Annotated in this window: 16 protein-coding genes; 7 read left to right on the forward strand and 9 right to left on the reverse strand. The window is 68.5% G+C overall.

Translation table 11 applies throughout. The features are described 5' to 3' along the window. Positions 1 to 29: 29 nt before the first annotated feature. The 6 genes from urtB to A4W93_RS27110 are packed head-to-tail and all read left to right on the forward strand — an operon-like array spanning position 30 to position 5,249. Positions 30 to 944: an urea ABC transporter permease subunit UrtB gene (urtB, locus tag A4W93_RS27085; RefSeq protein ID WP_085753571.1), complete on the forward strand. Its 915-nt coding sequence runs from the start codon at positions 30 to 32 to the stop codon at positions 942 to 944. A 25-nt stretch (positions 945 to 969) separates the two neighbouring features. Further along, a complete protein-coding gene (urtC, locus tag A4W93_RS27090) occupies positions 970 to 2,163 on the forward strand; it encodes an urea ABC transporter permease subunit UrtC (protein ID WP_085753572.1) in 1,194 nt (397 codons plus the stop codon). A gap of 12 nt (positions 2,164 to 2,175) precedes the next feature. After that, positions 2,176 to 2,919 carry an urea ABC transporter ATP-binding protein UrtD gene (urtD, locus tag A4W93_RS27095; RefSeq protein ID WP_085753573.1) on the forward strand — a complete coding sequence of 248 codons (744 nt, stop codon included), beginning with the start codon at positions 2,176 to 2,178 and terminating at the stop codon, positions 2,917 to 2,919. A gap of 19 nt (positions 2,920 to 2,938) precedes the next feature. Continuing rightward, positions 2,939 to 3,628 carry an urea ABC transporter ATP-binding subunit UrtE gene (gene urtE, locus A4W93_RS27100; protein WP_085753574.1) on the forward strand — a complete coding sequence of 230 codons (690 nt, stop codon included), beginning with the start codon at positions 2,939 to 2,941 and terminating at the stop codon, positions 3,626 to 3,628. Between the two features lie 23 nt (positions 3,629 to 3,651). Next, the gene (gene fmdA / locus A4W93_RS27105) at positions 3,652 to 4,884 is read left to right on the forward strand and encodes a formamidase (RefSeq protein WP_085753575.1); all 1,233 of its coding nucleotides are present in this window, start codon (positions 3,652 to 3,654) and stop codon (positions 4,882 to 4,884) included. A gap of 20 nt (positions 4,885 to 4,904) precedes the next feature. Further along, complete coding sequence (locus A4W93_RS27110) at positions 4,905 to 5,249, forward strand: FmdB family zinc ribbon protein (protein ID WP_085753576.1); 345 nt, start codon at positions 4,905 to 4,907, stop codon at positions 5,247 to 5,249. 4 nt (positions 5,250 to 5,253) lie between these two features. Here the strand turns inward: A4W93_RS27110 and cynS are convergent, their stop codons facing one another. The 8 genes from cynS to A4W93_RS27150 all read right to left on the reverse strand — a co-directional run bounded on the left by cynS (position 5,254) and on the right by A4W93_RS27150 (position 13,121). Further along, the gene (gene cynS, locus A4W93_RS27115) at positions 5,254 to 5,697 is read right to left on the reverse strand and encodes a cyanase (protein ID WP_085753577.1); all 444 of its coding nucleotides are present in this window, start codon (positions 5,695 to 5,697) and stop codon (positions 5,254 to 5,256) included. A 30-nt stretch (positions 5,698 to 5,727) separates the two neighbouring features. Beyond that, entirely contained in the window at positions 5,728 to 6,549 is an 822-nt protein-coding gene (locus A4W93_RS27120) for an ABC transporter ATP-binding protein (RefSeq protein WP_085753578.1), read from the reverse strand. After that, entirely contained in the window at positions 6,539 to 7,408 is an 870-nt protein-coding gene (ntrB, locus tag A4W93_RS27125; protein ID WP_085753579.1) for a nitrate ABC transporter permease, read from the reverse strand. The genes A4W93_RS27120 and ntrB overlap by 11 nt, the downstream gene beginning before the upstream one ends. Then, complete coding sequence (locus A4W93_RS27130) at positions 7,405 to 8,781, reverse strand: CmpA/NrtA family ABC transporter substrate-binding protein (protein WP_085753580.1); 1,377 nt, start codon at positions 8,779 to 8,781, stop codon at positions 7,405 to 7,407. The genes ntrB and A4W93_RS27130 overlap by 4 nt, the downstream gene beginning before the upstream one ends. 89 nt (positions 8,782 to 8,870) lie before the next feature. Further along, positions 8,871 to 9,530: a response regulator gene (locus A4W93_RS27135; RefSeq protein ID WP_085753581.1), complete on the reverse strand. Its 660-nt coding sequence runs from the start codon at positions 9,528 to 9,530 to the stop codon at positions 8,871 to 8,873. Then, positions 9,527 to 10,711, reverse strand: coding sequence for a PAS domain-containing sensor histidine kinase (locus tag A4W93_RS27140; protein WP_099960108.1), 1,185 nt, complete (start codon positions 10,709 to 10,711; stop codon positions 9,527 to 9,529). The genes A4W93_RS27135 and A4W93_RS27140 overlap by 4 nt, the downstream gene beginning before the upstream one ends. A gap of 72 nt (positions 10,712 to 10,783) precedes the next feature. Then, on the reverse strand, positions 10,784 to 11,914 hold the full coding sequence (locus A4W93_RS27145) for a GGDEF domain-containing protein (protein WP_085753582.1): 1,131 nt from the start codon (positions 11,912 to 11,914) through the stop codon (positions 10,784 to 10,786). An 85-nt stretch (positions 11,915 to 11,999) separates the two neighbouring features. Further along, on the reverse strand, positions 12,000 to 13,121 hold the full coding sequence (locus A4W93_RS27150) for a GGDEF domain-containing protein (protein ID WP_157782234.1): 1,122 nt from the start codon (positions 13,119 to 13,121) through the stop codon (positions 12,000 to 12,002). Positions 13,122 to 13,338: 217 nt separating this feature from the next. Here A4W93_RS27150 and A4W93_RS27155 point away from each other — a divergent pair, with 217 nt between their 5' ends. Beyond that, positions 13,339 to 16,899: an indolepyruvate ferredoxin oxidoreductase family protein gene (locus A4W93_RS27155; RefSeq protein ID WP_085753584.1), complete on the forward strand. Its 3,561-nt coding sequence runs from the start codon at positions 13,339 to 13,341 to the stop codon at positions 16,897 to 16,899. On the opposite strand, the gene A4W93_RS27160 is transcribed toward A4W93_RS27155, so the two are convergent. Continuing rightward, on the reverse strand, positions 16,880 to 17,977 hold the full coding sequence (locus A4W93_RS27160) for a phospholipase A (RefSeq protein ID WP_085753585.1): 1,098 nt from the start codon (positions 17,975 to 17,977) through the stop codon (positions 16,880 to 16,882). The genes A4W93_RS27155 and A4W93_RS27160 overlap by 20 nt on opposite strands.

Genomic DNA, 17,977 nt, shown 5'->3' on the forward strand with positions numbered 1-17,977 from the left:
CTTCCAAAGTCGTACCACCGGGAGTCGCGATGACCTTCTCCGACATGATGAACATCGGGCTGATGCAAGGCTTTGCCGGGCTCAGCCTCTTTTCCGTGCTGCTGCTGATGGGGCTCGGCCTCGCCATCATCTTCGGGCAGATGGGCGTGATCAACATGGCGCATGGCGAGTTCATGACCATCGGCGCCTACACGATCTTCGCGATCTCCCACCTCACCGAATCCTTCGCGCCCAACCTGATGGGCGCGTACTTCCCGTTCGCCATCGCCGTCGCCTTCGTCGTCGCGTTCGTCGTGGGCTGGGGCGTCGAGTGGGCGTTCATCCGCCACCTCTACAAGCGCCCGCTCGACACGCTGCTCGCCACCTGGGGCCTGTCGCTCGGCATGCAGCAGATCTTCCGCTCCACCTTCGGTCCGAAGGAGGTGAGCCCGACGCTGCCGGACTGGCTGATGGGCTCGTGGGCCCCGGCCGAAGGCCTCGACATCCCGTTGAACGGGCTCTTCGTGATGGCGCTCTCGGTGTTCGTCACCTGCGGTGTGCTGATCGCGCTCTACAAGTCGCGCTGGGGCCTGCGCGTGCGCGCCACGGTGGCCAACCGCACGATGGCCAACGCGACCGGCATCAACACCAAACGCACCGACCGCCTCACGTTCGCGATCGGCTGCGGCATCGCCGGCGTGGCCGGCGCCGCGTTCACCACCATCGGCTCGACCGGCCCGACGAGCGGCAGCCTCTACATCGTCGACGCCTTCCTCGTCGTGACCTTCGGCGGCGCCGCGAGCCTGCTCGGCACGGTGGTCTCGGCCTTCGGCATCGCGCAGACGCAGTCGGTCACCGAGTTCTTCATGTCGGGTTCGAACGCCAAGGTGCTGACGCTGTCGGCCATCGTCGTGATCCTGATGCTGCGGCCGCAGGGGCTCTTCGCCTCCAAGGTGCGCCGCTGACCCACTCTTCCACGGAACCCGCGTCATGACCGCATTCAAACACTGGCTGGACCGCACCGGCATGGGCAGCGTGCTGCTGCTCGCGCTGCTGCTGATCGTCGTCTTCCCGCTGTGCCTCGACCTGTTCCGCCTGAACCTGGTCGGCAAGTACCTCTGCTACGCGTTCGTCGCGCTGGGCCTCGTGATGCTGTGGGGCTACGGCGGCGTGCTGAGCCTCGGGCAGGGCGTGTTCTTCGGGCTCGGCGGCTACGGCATGGCGATGTTCCTGAAGCTGGAGGCCTCGGACCCCGTCACCACGAAGATCCAGTCGACCCCCGGCATCCCCGACTTCATGGACTGGAACCAGCTGACGGCGCTGCCCATCTGGTGGGAGCCCTTCCGCAGCTTCCCGCTCACGCTGCTGCTCGTGCTCACCGTGCCCACGCTGATCGCCTTCATCATCGGCTACGCGATGTTCAAGCGACGTGTCGGGGGGGTGTACTTCGCCATCATCACGCAGGCCATCGCGCTGATCCTCACCGTGCTGATCATCGGCCAGCAGGGCTACACGGGCGGCGTCAACGGCATGACCGACCTGAAGACCCTGCTCGGCTGGGACACCCGCACCAACAGCGCGAAGTACATCCTGTACTTCGTGAGCGTCGGCCTGCTGCTCGGCTCGATCGTGCTGTGCACCTGGATCCAGAAGAGCAAGCTCGGCACGCTGCTGCTGGCGATGCGCGACAAGGAAGACCGCGTGCGCTTCTCCGGCTACGACGTGTCGATGTTCCGCGTGTTCGCCTTCTGCCTCGCCGCGCTGCTGTCCGCCGTGGGTGGTGCGATGTTCACGCTGCAGGTGGGCTTCATGTCGCCGTCGCTCGTGGGCATCGTGCCCAGCATCGAGATGGTGATCTTCGCGGCGGTGGGCGGGCGCATGTCGCTCGTGGGCGCGGTGTACGGCGCGCTGCTCGTGAACTTCGGCAAGACCTACTTCTCGGAGAGTTTCCCCGACCTGTGGCTGTTCCTGATGGCCGCGATGTTCATCGGCGTGGTGCTCGGTTTCCCCGAGGGCCTGGCCGGCCTCTACACGAACAAGGTCAAGCCGTGGTGGCAGGCACGGATGGCCGCCCGGCGCGCCGCGCCCGCCACGCCCCCGATCACCCCGGCGGCGAAGCGGACCGAGGCCCCCGACACCGAACCCGGCGCCCTGCCGCCCGGCATCAGCAGCCAGCAGACCTGAGGACACCGCACCATGAGCAACACCGACTTCGTGCTGGCGGTCGAGGACCTGACCGTCTCGTTCGATGGCTTCAAGGCGATCGACGCGCTGAACCTCTACGTCGACAAGAACGAGCTGCGGGTGATCATCGGCCCGAACGGCGCCGGCAAGACCACGCTGCTCGACCTGATCTGCGGCAAGACGCGCGCGAGCGCGGGCAGCATCAAGTTCAAGAACGGCGAGATGACCAAACTGCCCGAGTACGAGATCGTGCGCAAGGGCATCGGCCGCAAGTTCCAGACGCCGTCGATCTACGAGAACCTGAGCGTGTTCCAGAACCTCGAAGTGTCGTTCCCGCGGGGCCGCGGCGTGTTCGGTGCGCTCGCGTTCAAGCGCGACGACGAGGTGAAGAACCGCGTGCAGGCCGTCGCCGAGGAGATCGGCCTGGCCGACACGCTCGAGACCGAGGCCGGCCTGCTGTCGCACGGCCAGAAGCAGTGGCTGGAGATCGGGATGCTGCTGATGCAGGACCCCGAGCTGCTGATGCTCGACGAACCCATCGCCGGCATGAGCGTGCGCGAGCGCGAGCTCACCGCCGATCTGCTGCAGCGCATCTGCAAGGGCCGCTCCGTGATCGTGATCGAACACGACATGGACTTCGTCAAGCGCATCGCCCACAAGGTCACCGTCATGCACCAGGGAAAGATTCTCGCCGAAGGGTCCATGGAGCAGGTGCAGAACGACCCGAAGGTCGTCGACGTGTACCTCGGCCACTGAATCAACGGAGGAAAACCACATGCTCCACGTCACCGACCTGCACGTCAGCTACGGACAGAGCGAGGCGCTGCACGGCATCGACCTGCACGCGAAGAAGAACGAGACCGTCGCCATCATGGGCCGCAACGGCATGGGCAAGACCACGCTGTTCAAGTCGCTGATGGGCGTGCTGCCCGCGAAGAGCGGCACCATCCAGGTGGACGGCCAGGACGTCACGAAGGACGAAAGCTACCTGCGCGTGAAGAAGGGCCTCGCCTACGTGCCGCAGGGCCGCATGATCTTCCCGACCCTCACGGTGCTCGAGAACATCCAGACCGGCCTCGAGAACGCGCGCGACAAGAAGGTGCCCGACGAGATCTACGCGCTGTTCCCGGTGCTCTTCGACATGCGCAACCGCAAGGGCGGCAACCTCTCCGGCGGCCAGCAGCAGCAGCTCGCGATCGCCCGCGCGCTCGTCACGAACCCGAAGGTGCTGCTGCTCGACGAACCCACCGAGGGCATCCAGCCGTCGATCATCAAGGACATCGCCCGCGCGCTGAACGAGATCCGCAAGATGCGCGAGATCACGATCATCGTCTCCGAGCAGGTCCTGAGCTTCGCGATGGACGTGGCCGACCGGCTGTTCGTCATCGAGGGCGGCCGCCTCGTGCACGAGAGCTCGCGCGCCGGCACCGACGTCGCCCGCATCCGCCAGTTCCTTTCCGTTTGATCCCCTCACCCCTGGAGTCCGTCATGACCGACACCCTGATCAAGGTCGACCTCACGAAGTCGCCCACCGAAAACGAGAAGATCCACAACCGCTGGCACCCCGACATCCCGATGGCGTGCTGGGTCAACCCGGGCGACGACTTCATCCTCGAGACCTTCGACTGGACCGGCGGTTTCATCAAGAACAACGACAGCGCCGACGACGTGCGCGACATCGACCTGACCACGGTGCACTACCTGTCGGGGCCGGTGGGCGTGAAGGGCGCCGAGCCGGGCGACCTGCTGGTGGTGGACCTGCTCGACATCGGCGCGAAGCAGGACAGCCTGTGGGGCTTCAACGGCTTCTTCTCGAAGAAGAACGGCGGCGGTTTCCTGACCGACCACTTCCCCGAGGCGCAGAAGTCGATCTGGGACTTCAAGGGCATGTTCACGAGCTCGCGCCATGTGCCGGGCGTGAACTTCGCGGGCCTGATCCACCCGGGCCTGATCGGCTGCCTGCCCGACAAGAAGATGCTCGACATGTGGAACGAGCGCGAGGCCGCGCTGCTGGCCACCGACCCCGACCGCGTACCGGGCCTCGTGAACCCGCCGTCGGCCGGCACCGCCCACATGGGCGCGATGACCGGTGACGCGCGCGCGAAGGCCGCCGCCGAGGGCGCCCGCACCGTGCCGCCGCGCGAACACGGCGGCAACTGCGACATCAAGGACCTCTCGCGCGGGTCGAAGGTGTTCTTCCCCGTGTACGTCGACGGCGCCGGCCTGAGCGTGGGCGACCTGCACTTCAGCCAGGGCGACGGCGAGATCACGTTCTGCGGCGCCATCGAGATGGCCGGCTGGGTGCACATGAAGGTGCAGCTGATCAAGGGCGGCATGGCCAAGTACGGCATCAAGAACCCGATCTTCAAGCCGAGCCCGATCACCCCGCGCTACGACGACTACCTGATCTTCGAGGGCATCTCGGTCGACGAGTCCGGCAAGCAGCACTACCTCGACGTCAACGTCGCGTACCGCCAGGCCTGCCTGAACGCCATCGAGTACCTGAAGAAGTTCGGCTACTCGGGCGCGCAGGCGTACTCGATCCTCGGGACCGCGCCGGTGCAGGGCCACATCAGCGGCGTGGTCGACGTGCCGAACTCGTGCGCCACGCTGTGGCTGCCCACCGGCATCTTCGACTTCGACATCAACCCGACCGCCGCGGGCCCGATCAAGCACCTCGACGGCTCGATCGCGATGCCGCTGTCGCCCGACCTGAAGTAAGCCCCGGAGACGCCCCCGCCATGCCCACCTACGACTACGAATGCCGGGACTGCGGGGGCTTCGACGCCTTCCGGTCCCTGAGCCAGCGCAACGAACCGGCGGCGTGCCCCGACTGCCAGTCGCCGTCGCCGCGGGTCTTCGCAAGCGCTCCGCGCCTCGCCCTGCTCGACGGCGGCACGCGTTCGGCGATGGACATCAACGAACGCGCGCGCCACGAGCCGAAACGCTCGGGCGACTACGCGCGGCTGAAGCACCCGTCGGGGTGCGGCTGCTGCAGCACCGGCAGCAAGCGGTCGGCCACGGTCCGCGCGCCGAACGGGAACAAGGCGTTCCCGAGCAAGCGGCCGTGGATGATCAGCCATTGACCGATCAATACATCTTGTAGGGCAGGAACTTGCCCGACATCAGGATGCGCACCCGGTCCCCGTTGGGATCGGCTTCGCGCTTCAAGTCCATCTTGAAGTCGATGGCGCTCATGATGCCGTCGCCGAACTCCTCGTGGATCAGTTCCTTGAACGTGGTGCCGTACACGCTCACCAGTTCGTAGAAGCGGTAGATCAGCGGGTCGGTGGGCACGGTCGTGGGCAGCGAGCCCTTGTACGGCACGACCTGCAGCCACTTCTGCTCGGTGGCGTCGAGGCCGAAGATCTCGCCCACCACGGCGGCCTGCTCGGCCGTCATCGTCATCTGGCCCAGGCACGCGGCCGTGACCCACTCCTTGCTCTTGCCGACCTTCTCGGCCACGTCGGACCACTTGAGGCCCTTCGTCACCTTCGCGGTCACGATCTTTTCGGTCACGTCGAGACGGCTCATCGTCTTCTCCTTCAGTCGTTGGTGGAAAAATCAGGGGGACACTTCGACCGGCTGCGCGGGCGCGCGCCCGTGCGACAGGTCCTTCGACCGCGACACCAGGAAATCGACCAGGTGGTTGCGGATGCGGTAGTACGCGGGGTCGTGGTGCAGCGTGGCGCGCTGCCGGTCGCGCGGCATCGTGTTGACGACGATCTCGGCCACGCGGGCGCGCGGCCCGTTGCTCATCAAGAGGATGCGGTCGGCGAGCAGGATGGCCTCGTCGACGTCGTGCGTGATCATGAACACCGTCTGGTGCGTCTGCGCGCAGATGCGCAACAGCTCGTCCTGGATGGTGCCGCGCGTGAGCGCGTCGAGCGCGCCGAACGGCTCGTCGAGCAGCAGCATCTTCGGCTGGATCGCGAACGCGCGCGCGATGCCCACGCGCTGCTTCATCCCGCCGGACAGCGCCTGCGGTTTCTTGTCGATGGCGTGGTCGAGGCCCACGAGGCGCACGAATTCCTCGACGTGGGCGTCGACCTGCTTCGCGTTCCATTCGGGCCAGCGGCTGCGCACCGCGAACGCCACGTTGCGCCGCACGGTGAGCCACGGCATCAGCGCGTGGCCCTGGAACACCACGCCGCGGTCGAGGCTCGGGCCGGCCACCTCGCGGCCATCCATGAACACATGGCCCGCACTCGCCTGCTCGAGGCCCGCCAGCACGTTGAGGATCGTCGTCTTGCCACAGCCCGAGTGGCCGACGATGCAGACGAACTCGCCGCGGCGGATGTCGAAGTCGACGCCGTCGAACACGGCCTCGCCCGCGCCGGGGTAGGTCTTCGCGAGCGCCTCGATGCGCAGGAACTCATTCGGCATACGTCACCGCCTTCTGCGCGCGGGCGAAGAGCTGGTCGAGCCCCATGCCCACGAGGCCGATCACCGCGATGGCGAACATCACGTTCGTGAGCGACAGGTTGTTCCACTCGTTCCAGACGAAGTAGCCGATGCCGGTGCCACCCACCAGCATCTCGGCCGCCACGATCACGAGCCAGGCGATGCCCATGCTGATGCGCATGCCGGTGAGGATGGTGGGCGCCGCGGCCGGCAGGATCACCTCGAAGGCCAGGCGCTGCGGCTTCACCTCCAGCGTGCGCGCGACGTTGAGCCACTCGCGCCGCACGCCCGAGACACCGAATGCGGTGTTGATCAGCATCGGCCACACCGAGCAGATGAAGATCACGAAGATGCCCGAGACGGAGGAGTCCTTGATCGTGTAGAGCGCGAGCGGCATCCACGCGAGCGGCGAGATGGGCTTGAGCACCTGGATGAACGGGTCGAGCGCGCGGTGCACCAGCGGGCTCATGCCGATCAGGAAACCGAGCGGCACCGCCACCAGCACGGCCAGGCCGAAGCCGAGGCCCACGCGGCCGAGCGAGTACGCGAGCTGCAGGCCGATGCCCTTGTCGTTCGGGCCGTTGTCGTAGAACGGGCGCGCGAGGTGGCCGGCGGCCGTCGCGGCGAACTGCGCCGGGGTCGGGAATCCCGACGACGTCGAGCCGCTGGAGGCCGTCGGATCCTTGCCCAGCATCTTCTGGTACTCGATCTGCTCGGGCGTCAGCGCCGGGCCGGCCGCGGCGGACACCGGCCGCGTGGCGAGCTGCCACACCCCGACGAACACGGCCAGCAGCAGCACCGACAGCAGCGCGGCGCGCAGCTTCAGCGAGACGCCGGTCATGTGCGCTTGATCGCGAAGCCCGACAGGTACGGCTCCGGCTTCTCGGGGTCGAACACCTTGCCCATCACGGTGAACTTCGGGTACGCCCCCTCCGGTACCGGCTGGCCGAGCTGCTTCATCGTGCGCTTGGCATCGGTCAGCAGGAACACCTTCTCGGCGATCTGCTTGTAGTTCACGTCACCCTTGACGTAGCCCCAGCGCTTCATCTGCGTGAGCATCCACACGGCCATCGACTGCCAAGGGATCGGGTCGAAGTCGGCACGGTCGGGCACGGTGCGGATGTTGCCGAGGCCGTCGGCGAACTTGCCGGTGAGCACCTGCGCCACCACCGTCTCCGGCTGGTTCAGGTAGGCCTGCGGCGAGATCACCTTCGCGATCAACTCGCGGTTCTCGGGCTTGCGCGCCATCGCCGACGAGGTCAGCACCGCGCGGTACAGCGCCGCGAAGGTGTTGGGGTTCTGCTGGATGAACTCGGTGGACGTGCCGAAGGCGCAGCACGGGTGGCCGTTCCACAGGTCCTTCGTGAGCAGGTGCAGGAATCCGATCTCCTCGAACACCGCACGCTGGTTGAAGGGGTCGGGGCCCAGGTAGCCGTCGATGTTGCCGGCGCGCAGGTTGGCCACCATCTCGGGCGGCGGCACCACGCGGATCTGGATGTCGCGGTCAGGGTCGAGCCCGGCTTCGGCCACGTAGTAGCGCAGCAGGAAGTTGTGCATCGAGAACTCGAACGGCACCGCGAACTTGAAGCCTTTCCATTGCTTCGGGTCGCGCTTGTCCTTGTGCTTGACGTGCAGCGTGATCGCCTGGCCGTTGGTGTTCTGGATCGACGCGACGTTCATCGGCACGGCGTTCGAGCCCACGCCCATCGAGATGGCCACGGGCATCGGCGACAGAAAGTGCGTCGCGTCGTACTCGCGGTTCATCATCTTGTCGCGGATCAGCGCCCAGCCGGCCGTCTTGACCACCTGCACGTCCAGGCCCTGCTTGCTGTAGAAGCCGAGCGGGTGGGCCATGATCAGCGGCGTGGCGCAGGTGATCGGGATGAAACCGATCTTCAGGTCCTTCTTCTCGAGCGCGCCCTTCTCCTGGGCCATGGCCTGCAGGCTCGCGACCGGCAGCACGCTGCCGATGGCGGCCATCGCCGAACCCTTGCCCACGGCGCGCAGGAAACGGCGGCGCACGGCGTCCTGCGGGAACAGGGCCTTCACGAGCGTGGCCTCGATGAAGGCGTTGGACTCGGCCTCGAAGGCACTCGTCTCGCAACGCGCCCTCAGCTCGGCGGTGGCGTGTTCGGCGTCGCTCGCGTGCTGGCCGCAACGGCAGCCCATCGTCAGCGGGCGGTCGGCATCGTACGGGTCGTATCGGTCGGTCATGGCGGGGTCCTGGGTGGCGTCAGGCCACTGTAGGGACGCCCCGCCGCGCCGCCCATCGCGGGCGCCGCGATTCGCGTGTAGTGCCAGCCCTACACGCCGTGCATCACCGGGGAGATGTCCTGGCGCACCGCGTAGAGCGCGAGTTCGACGTCGTTGCGGGTGCCGGTCTTCTCGAGGATGCGGGCGCGGTAGGTGCTCACCGTGTTGCTGGACAGGATCAGCTGGTCGGCGATCTCGCCCACGCTGCGGCCGCCGGCCAGCAGCCGGAACACCTGGTACTCGCGGTGCGAGAGCCGGTCGTGCAGCGGCTGCTCCTCGGCCTTGTCGCGGCCCGCGCCGATGGCGCCGGCGAGGTGTTCGGCCACGGTGGGCGTGATGAAGAGCCCGCCGGCGGCCACCTTGCGGATGGCCCCGATCATCTGCTCGGAGTCGGCGCTCTTGTTCAGGTAGCCCACCGCACCGAGCTTGAGGCTGCGCACCGCGTACTGCTTGTCGGGGTAGGTGGACAGCATCAGCACCGGCAGGCGCGGGAACTCGCTCTTCAACTGGCGCAGCACGTCGAGGCCGTCGCGCTGGGGCATCGCGATGTCCATCAGCACCACGTCGATGCCCCCCTCGCGCACGCGGGCGAGCGCCTCGGGGCCGTTGGCGGCCTCGCCGGCCAGTTGCACGTCGCCCGCGTCGGCGAGCATCTGCTGGATGCCCTGGCGGACGATCTGGTGGTCGTCGCAGATCAGCACGCGGATCACGGGGTCACCTCCTGGGAGCGTTCGGTGGGGAAGGGCATGGTCAGGCGCACACGGGTGCCGAGGCCGGGATGGCTGTCGATGGCGATGCGGCCGCCGAAGTGGCCGGCCCGCTCGCGCATGCCCATCACGCCGTAGCTGTGCGGGTGGTCGAGGGCTTCGCGCGCAGCGCCCACGCCGTCGTCGCGCACCTCCAGGTGCAGCACGGGCGCGGGGGGCGACTCGACCTCGATGCGGATGGTGACCGAACGGGCGCGCGCATGGCGGGCCACGTTGCTGAGCATCTCCTGGAAGATGCGGAAGACCGCCATCGCCCAGCGCTGGCCGGCCTCGCCCGCGGGTTCGACCGTGCCGGCGGCCACGTGGAAGCGCAGGTCGGGCGGCATCTCGGTCGTGTCGAAGAACTCCTGCGCCTGCCACTCCAGCGCGGCCCACAGGCCCTGGTGGTCGAGGATGCTCGGGCGCAGGTCGGTGATGATGCGGCCCACGTTGTCGACGGCGGTGTCGATCATCCGCCCCATGTCGTGGCACTTGCACTGCAGCTCGTGGCGGTCGCCGATGCGCTTGCCGAGCCAGTTCACATCGAGCTTCAGGGCCACCAGCAGCGAGCCCAGCTCGTCGTGGATCTCGCGGGCGATGCGGGTGCGTTCGTCTTCCCGCACGCGTTCGAGGTAGGCCGACAGCTCGCGCAGCTGGCCCAGCGCCCGGGTCAGTTCCACCGTGCGTTCGTCGACGCGGCGTTCGAGCTGGTCGCGCGCCTGGTGCAGCTGCGCCTCGGCGCGCTTGCGTTCGGTGATGTCGACCAGCGTGACGACGGCGCCCTGCACCACGTCGCCGTCGAGGATGGGGTACGACGAATACTCGGCCGAGAACGACGAGCCGTCGGCCCGCCACAGCACCTCGCTGTCGATGCGGCACGGCAGGCCGCGGCGGAAGGCGTTGAAGATGGGGCAGTCGGCCTCGGGGTAGTGCCTGCCGTCCGCATGGGTGTGGTGGATCAGCTCGTGCATGTTGCGGCCCAGCACCGCTTCGGTGCGATGGCCCAGCATTTCCGCGGCGGCGCGGTTCACGAAGGTGCAGCGGCCGGCGAGGTCGATGCCGAAGATGCCGTCACCGGTGGACTCCAGCAGCAGTTGCAGGCGCTCCGTCCACGCCGGCCCGGCGGGAACGGGGGGAGACAACACCGGGGGATCACACAGGACGAACGACACGCAACACGCTCCGCGAGCAACAGGCTCGCGTCAGCATTGCAATGCCTATGCCACCAGCGTGCCAGCCACCACCGTGCAGTTGCGGCCCTTCACCTTCGCGCGGTACATCGCCTGGTCGGCGTGTTCGATGGCCGTCTCGAGTTCGTCGAGCCCGCCCACCTCGGCCACGCCCGCGGAGAACGTCACGCGCAGCCCCGGGGCGATCGCGTCGGCCGACAGGCGCGCGAGCTGCGAGCGCATGCGCTCCACGCACTGGGCGGCGTCGGCCGCCGACGTGTCGGGCAGCATCAGCAGGAACTCCTCGCCGCCCCAGCGGCCCATCACGTCGGTGGAGCGCAGGCCGTCCCGGGTGAGCTGGGCGAAGGTCTTGAGCACCAGGTCGCCGCCGCCGTGGCCGTAGGTGTCGTTGATGCGCTTGAAGAAGTCGATGTCCAGCAGGGCCACCGACATGGGCTGGCCGGTGCGGCGCTGGCGGGCCTTCTCGATGGCCATCAGCTCGTTCATGTGGCGGCGGTTCGACAGGCCGGTGAGTTCGTCCCGCGTGGCCAGCAACCGGATCTGCTCGAGCGCATGTTCGAGGTCGGCCTTCTGGCCGCGCATGCGGGCGCGGATGGCGGCCATGCGCGCGGTGAGCGTGCCCACCGCGGCGACGATGATGATGGCGAACAGCAGGTGCACGGCCTCCACGGCCGGCGGGTACTGCAGCGGGTCGGTCGCCCCCTTCCAGACCATCGCCAGCGCCAGCAGGGCGCAGGCGAACACCGAGAGCCAGCGCGCCTGGCGGGGACGCAGCGCGAACATGCCGAACACGAGGATCAGCACCATCAGCGACATCACCGCGCCGCGGGCCGGTCCGGTGATCAGGTACGAGCCCACGGTCGACAGCACGCCCAGCACCATCTGCGGCAGCGTGAGCGACGGGTCGCTGCCCAGGCGTTCGTTGAGTCCGGAGCGGATCACCGCGTAGAACCCGAGCGCGCCGGTCATGAAAAAGCCGGTGAGCCACAGCGAAGCCTGGAAATCGACCAGCCCGGCCACCACCTCGGCGTGCTGCACCACCGCGAACAGGGCGTAGACCAGCACGGCCAGCAGCGATTGCGACGCCCGCAGCTGCTGGGCCCCGGTCGAAGGACCGAGACAGACCGAGCGGAAGCGGGGGGCGCAGAGGGATGCCATAGGCCCGTCTTATCGTCGGACAGGGAATCGACTTGAGTGGCCACGGCCCCCCGGAATCGGGGTCCGCGTGCGCTTTCCACGAACCTCAGGTCAGCACGACCCGGTTCGACCCGGCGGACTGTGCGTTCTGCAACGCCAGCTCGGCACGCTCGATGGTCTGGGCGACGGTTTCCCCCGCCCGGTGTTCCGTCACGCCGACCGAGAACCCCGTGTGGGACAGCGGCGCGGCGGAATCGGCGGCCACCTGGCGCACCCGCTCGCGCAGCCGCTCCAGGCTCAGGCGGGCGAGCGACGACCGGGTGTTCGACAGCATCAGCAGGAACTCCGCCCCGTTCCAGCGCGACAGCAGGTCGGAGATGCGGATCACCGCGAGCGACTCGCGGGCGAAGCTCTTGAGCATCTCGTCGCCGAAGGCCTCGCCCCGGGCAGACCGCAGCACGGCGTGTTCGTCGAGGCTCAGCAGCGCGATGCAGAAGGTCTGGCCCGAGCGCACGCCGCGTTGGCGCTCCTGCTCCATCAGCTCGACCATGTGGCGGCGGTTGATCAGGCCCGTGAGTTCGTCTCGGGTGGCGAGGTCCTGGATGCGGGCGAGCGCGGCGGAGATGTCCTTCTTCTGGCGGCGCAGCCGCTCGCGCATGCGGCTCAGCTGGCTGGTCATCATGGCCACCGCGGGCACCATCACGGCGATCATGATGAAGTGGCTGGACTCGACGGACGGCAGGAAGACGTCCGGCTCGAGGTGGCTCATCAACGCCATCGTGGCGCCGAACACCGCGACCGCGAACACGCCCACGCGCCAGATCTGCCGCGCGGTGAGCGCATACATGCCGAACATGAAGATGACCATCAGGATGGGGAACGCCCCACCGCGGCCATGCCCGGCCAGCGCGTAGCCGGCAGCGCCGCACAGGGTCGCGAACACCATCTGCGGCACGGTCAGCGACGGCTCGTCGTACGCGAGGTTGCGGCCGCTGCGGATCACCGCGAAGAACACCAGGAAGCCGCCGATCAGCACCAGCGCCCACACGGTCACCGGCCGCAGCGGGGCGAGCCCGAGCCACACCAGCCAGAACATGTTGATGACGCTGCAGGTCACGAGCAGCAGCGCGAGGGCGCACTGGCGCAGGCGGATGCGCTGCTTGGACTCGACGCCCATCAGCCAGCGCCCCCAGCGGCACCGCGTGGCGCGCGGGCTCAGGTCCGCCACTGGTGCACCGCAGCAAAAAAGGTCCGGTGTGCGGGCACAGGCAGGGGCGGTGGACACATGGGCATCGGGCCTTCCGGGGGGAGCGGGGCTGCGGATCAGCGGATTATTGCCGCTCGGACCCTCGCTGCGCAAAAGCGTGTTGTCGCACCGGCCATCGGAAATCGATACAGTGGGCTCACGGCAATGGGGGTCACGAGCCCCTTTCAGGAGTCTGCAGATGAATGCACCACTTCCCGATGCCGTCCGACGCGCGCTGGAACAGGTCACGCTGGACGACAAGTACCGCCTCGCCGAGGGGCGTGCCTTCATGAGCGGCGTGCAGGCGCTCGTGCGGCTGCCGATGCTGCAGCGCACACGCGACGCGATGCAGGGCCTGAACACCGCGGGCTTCATCAGCGGCTACCGCGGCTCGCCCCTCGGCACGTACGACCAGGCGCTGTGGCAGGCCCGCGAGCACCTGAACGCGCACCAGGTGGTCTTCCAGCCCGGCGTCAACGAGGAGCTGGGCGCCACCGCGGTGTGGGGCACGCAGCAACTCGACCTGTACCCGGCCTCGCGCCGCTTCGACGGGGTCTTCGGCCTCTGGTACGGCAAGGGCCCGGGGGTCGACCGCTGCTCCGATGTCTTCAAGCACGCCAACATGGCGGGCACCGCGAAACACGGCGGCGTGGTGGCCGTGGCCGGCGACGACCACATCGCCAAGAGCAGCACCGCGGCCCACCAGAGCGACCACATCTTCAAGGCCTGCGGCCTGCCCGTGTTCTTCCCGAGCAGCGTGCAGGAGATCCTCGACCTCGGGCTGCACGCGTTCGCGCTGAGCCGCTTCTCCGGCGTGTGGGCCGGGATGAAGACGATCCAGGAGATCGTCGAGTCGTCGACCACGGTGGACGTGACACCCGACCGCGTGCGCATCGTGCTGCCCGAGGACTTCGAGATGCCGCCCGGCGGCCTGCACATCCGCTGGCCCGACCCGCCGTTGGAGCAGGAAGCGCGGCTGATGAACCACAAGTGGTACGCCGCGCTGGCGTACATCCGGGCCAACCGTCTGAACCACAGCACGGTGTCGACCGCGAACGACCGCCTGGGCCTGATCGCGAGCGGCAAGGCCTGGAACGACACGCGCCAGGCGCTGCACGACCTGGGTCTCTCCGACGACGACTGCCGCCGGCTCGGCATCCGGCTGCACAAGGTGGGCGTGGTGTGGCCGCTGGAAGCCACGATCACGCGCGACTTCGCCACCGGCCTGCAGGAGATCCTCGTCGTCGAGGAGAAGCGCCAGGTCATCGAGTACCAGGTGAAGGAAGAGCTCTACAACTGGCGACCGGACGTGCGGCCCAACGTGCTCGGCAAGTTCGACGAAAGCGACGGCGACCGCACCGGCGGTGAATGGTCGCAGCCGAACCCGAGTGGCAACTGGCTGTTGCGGGCGCAGGCCGACCTGACCCCGGCGCTGATCGCGCGCGCCATCGCAAAACGCGTGCGCAAGCTGGGCGCCGACAGCGACACGCTCGCGCGCATCGACGCACGCGTGGCCCTGATCGACGCGAAGGAGCGCAGCCTGCAGGCGCTGAACCTCGGCACGGGGTCCGAACGCACGCCGTTCTACTGCAGCGGCTGCCCGCACAACACCAGCACCGTGGTGCCCGAGGGCTCCCGCGCACTGGCCGGCATCGGCTGCCACTACATGGTGCTGTGGATGGACCGGCAGACCACCACGTTCACGCAGATGGGCGGCGAGGGCGTCACGTGGGTGGGCCAGGCGCCGTTCACCACCGACCGCCACGTGTTCGCGAACCTCGGCGACGGCACGTACTTCCACTCGGGGCTGCTCGCCATCCGCCAGAGCATCGCGGCCAAGGTCAACATCACCTACAAGATCCTGTTCAACGACGCGGTGGCGATGACGGGCGGCCAGCCCGTCGACGGCACGCTGCGCGTGCCCGAGATGACCCGGGAGCTGGACGCCGAGGGCGCCCGGCGCATCGTGGTCGTCACCGACGACCCGGCGAAGTACGAGGCGGTGCGCAACCGCCTCGCCCCCGGTGTCACCGTGTACCCGCGCGAGGAGCTGGATGCCGTGCAGGTGCAGCTGCGCGAGGTCGAGGGCTGCACGGTGCTGATCTACGACCAGACCTGCGCCACCGAGAAGCGGCGCCGCCGCAAGCGCGGGTCGATGCCGGAGCCCGAGCGGCACGTGGTCATCAACGAACTGGTCTGCGAAGGCTGCGGCGACTGTTCGGAGAAGAGCCACTGCCTGAGCGTGGAGCCGGTCGAGACCGAGTTCGGCCGCAAGCGCCGCATCAACCAGAACACCTGCAACAAGGACTACCGCTGCCTCGACGGCTTCTGCCCGAGTTTCGTGACGGTGGAGGGCGGCCGGCCGAAGGGCGTGAAGGCGGTGACACGCCCCGATCCGTTCGCGCTGCCACCAGTGCCCGATCCCGAGGTGCCTTCGGCGCCCACGGCCTGGGGCATCGTCGTCGCCGGCATCGGCGGCACCGGGGTCATCACCATCGGCCAGCTGCTGGGCATGGCGGCGCACCTGGAAGGCAAGGGCGTCGTGACGCAGGACGCCGCGGGGCTCGCGCAGAAGGGCGGCAGCACCTGGAGCCACATCCAGATCGCCGACGCACCCGAGGCCATCCACACCACCAAGGTGGGCACGGCCGAGGCCGACCTCGTGATCGCGTGCGACCCCATCGTGGCGGCCGATCGCCAGACGCTTGCGACGATGCGCCAGGGGCGCACGCGCGTGGCGCTCAACACACACGGCACGCCCACGGCCGCGTTCGTGCACAACCCCGACTGGCAGTTCCCGTCGGCCCGCTGCGAGGCGGCCATCGGCGACGCCGTGGGCGCGGACCACGTGGGCGCCTTCGACGCCGAACGCGCGGCGGTGCAACTGCTGGGTGACTCGATCTACACGAACCCGCTGATGCTCGGCTTCGCGTGGCAGCGAGGCTGGGTGCCGCTGTCGCTCGAATCGCTGATGCGCGCCTTCGAGCTCAACGGCGTGAAGCCGGCGCAGAACCAGGCCGCGTTCGCGTGGGGCCGCCGGCTGGCGCACGAACCCGCGGCAGTCGCCGCGCTGATGGCACCGGCCACGCAGCCGATCCACGTGATCCGCCGCACCGGGCTCGACGACATGGTCGCTCAGCGCGAGGCCTTCCTGACCGCGTACCAGGACACCGCCTGGGCCGCGCGCTACACCGCGCTCGTGGCGCGGGTGCGCGCCGCCGAGTCGGCCGTGGGTGGCACGATGCTCACCGAAGCCGTCGCGCGCTACTTCTTCAAGCTGATGGCGTACAAGGACGAGTACGAGGTGGCCCGGCTGCACACGGACCCGGCCTTCGTGGCCTCGATCCGCGACCGCTTCGAGGGCGACTACACGCTGAAGCACCACCTCGCGCCGCCGCTCGGCTCACGCCGCAACGCACGCGGCGAAGGGGTCAAGCGCGCGTTCGGGCCGTGGGTGCGGGGTGCGTTCCACGTGCTCGCGCGGCTGAAGGGCCTGCGCGGCACGCCGTTCGACGTGTTCGGCTACACCGCCGAACGCCGCGAGGAGCGGTGGCTGATCGACGACTACGAGGCCCGCATCGACGCGCTGCTGCCGAAGCTGCGGGGCGACAACGTGGCCCTCGCCGCCCGCATCGCCCGCGTGCCCGAGGAGATCCGCGGGTACGGCCACGTGAAGGCCCGGCACCTCGAAACGGCCCGCGCACACGAGGCAGCGCTGGTCGCCGAGTGGGAGGCGGCCGTCAGAACTGCAGGAAGCTGACGCCGGCGCCGAAGCTCGTCTGCCGGAAGTTGTAGTCGGTGAGCGTTTCGCCGTAGCCGGTGAAGCCCTGGACGAACCAGCGCAGGCCGTTGGGCTGGTCGCGGAAGACCGGGTACGTCCAATCGAACTGCAGCGACCCGCGGTGCGTCGTGTTGAACGACGAACGCCACAGCAGCGACGTGGTGTGTGCGCCTCCGCTCCACAACAGGTTCACCTCGCCCCGGCCGCGGTAGTGCAGCAGGTCGGGGTTGTTGTCGGAGGTCTCGTCCTCCTCGAGCCGGTGGTTGTACTTGAGCGTGAGACCCCAGTTGCCGCGTTCGAGCCCGGTGCCCACGTAGACGCGGTTCCAGCTGCGCGACAGCGGGTCGGACTGGCCGTTGGACTGGTGCGCGAGCCCGAACTGCAGGTAGCGCCACTGCACGTCGCCCGGCAGGGGACGCAGCTGCTTCGGCACCGGCACGATGTAGATGGCCTCGGGCTCGTAGTCGGTGTTGCGGAAGGGCTTGGAGTCGACGCCGTTCCAGATCTGCCACATGGCCTGCTGCGTGAACGCGAGCCACAGGTCGGCGTCGTCGATCAGCAGGTCCTGGGCGACCTTCGTGCGCAGCGAGAGCTGGAACTTCGCCTCGATGCGGCGGTAGTCGGGCAGGGACACGACGGCCTGCGTGGGCGAGTTCGGGCCGCGGTTGATGCTGCTCGTGTAGTGCACGGGCAGCACGTAGTTCGCGCGGTAGCCGGTGAAGTTGAAGGTGCCCCGCTTGTCCTCCGGGTCGAGCTCCCAGTACTTCGACAGGAAACTCGCCGACCCGGACGACGGCTGGACCGCGGCGGTGGCCGGCGCGGCGGGCTCGTCCTTCGGCGCCAGCAACGAGGTGGACGGCTTAGGCTCGCCGGCCGGGGCCAGCGGCACCGGCGCCGATGGCGCACGGCCGGCGAGCTTGTCGTAGCAGGCCAGCCGGTCGGCCGCGGGACCGATGGCGGCGCAGGATTCGAGGGTGGGCTCCTGGGCCCATGCGGCGCTGCTCAGCGCGGCCAGGGCGAGGAGTGGGGTCAGGCGGTGGGCTGCGGCAACGGGCAT

Origin of the sequence: Piscinibacter gummiphilus (genome assembly GCF_002116905.1) — a bacterium.
GTDB lineage: Bacteria > Pseudomonadota > Gammaproteobacteria > Burkholderiales > Burkholderiaceae_C > Rhizobacter > Rhizobacter gummiphilus.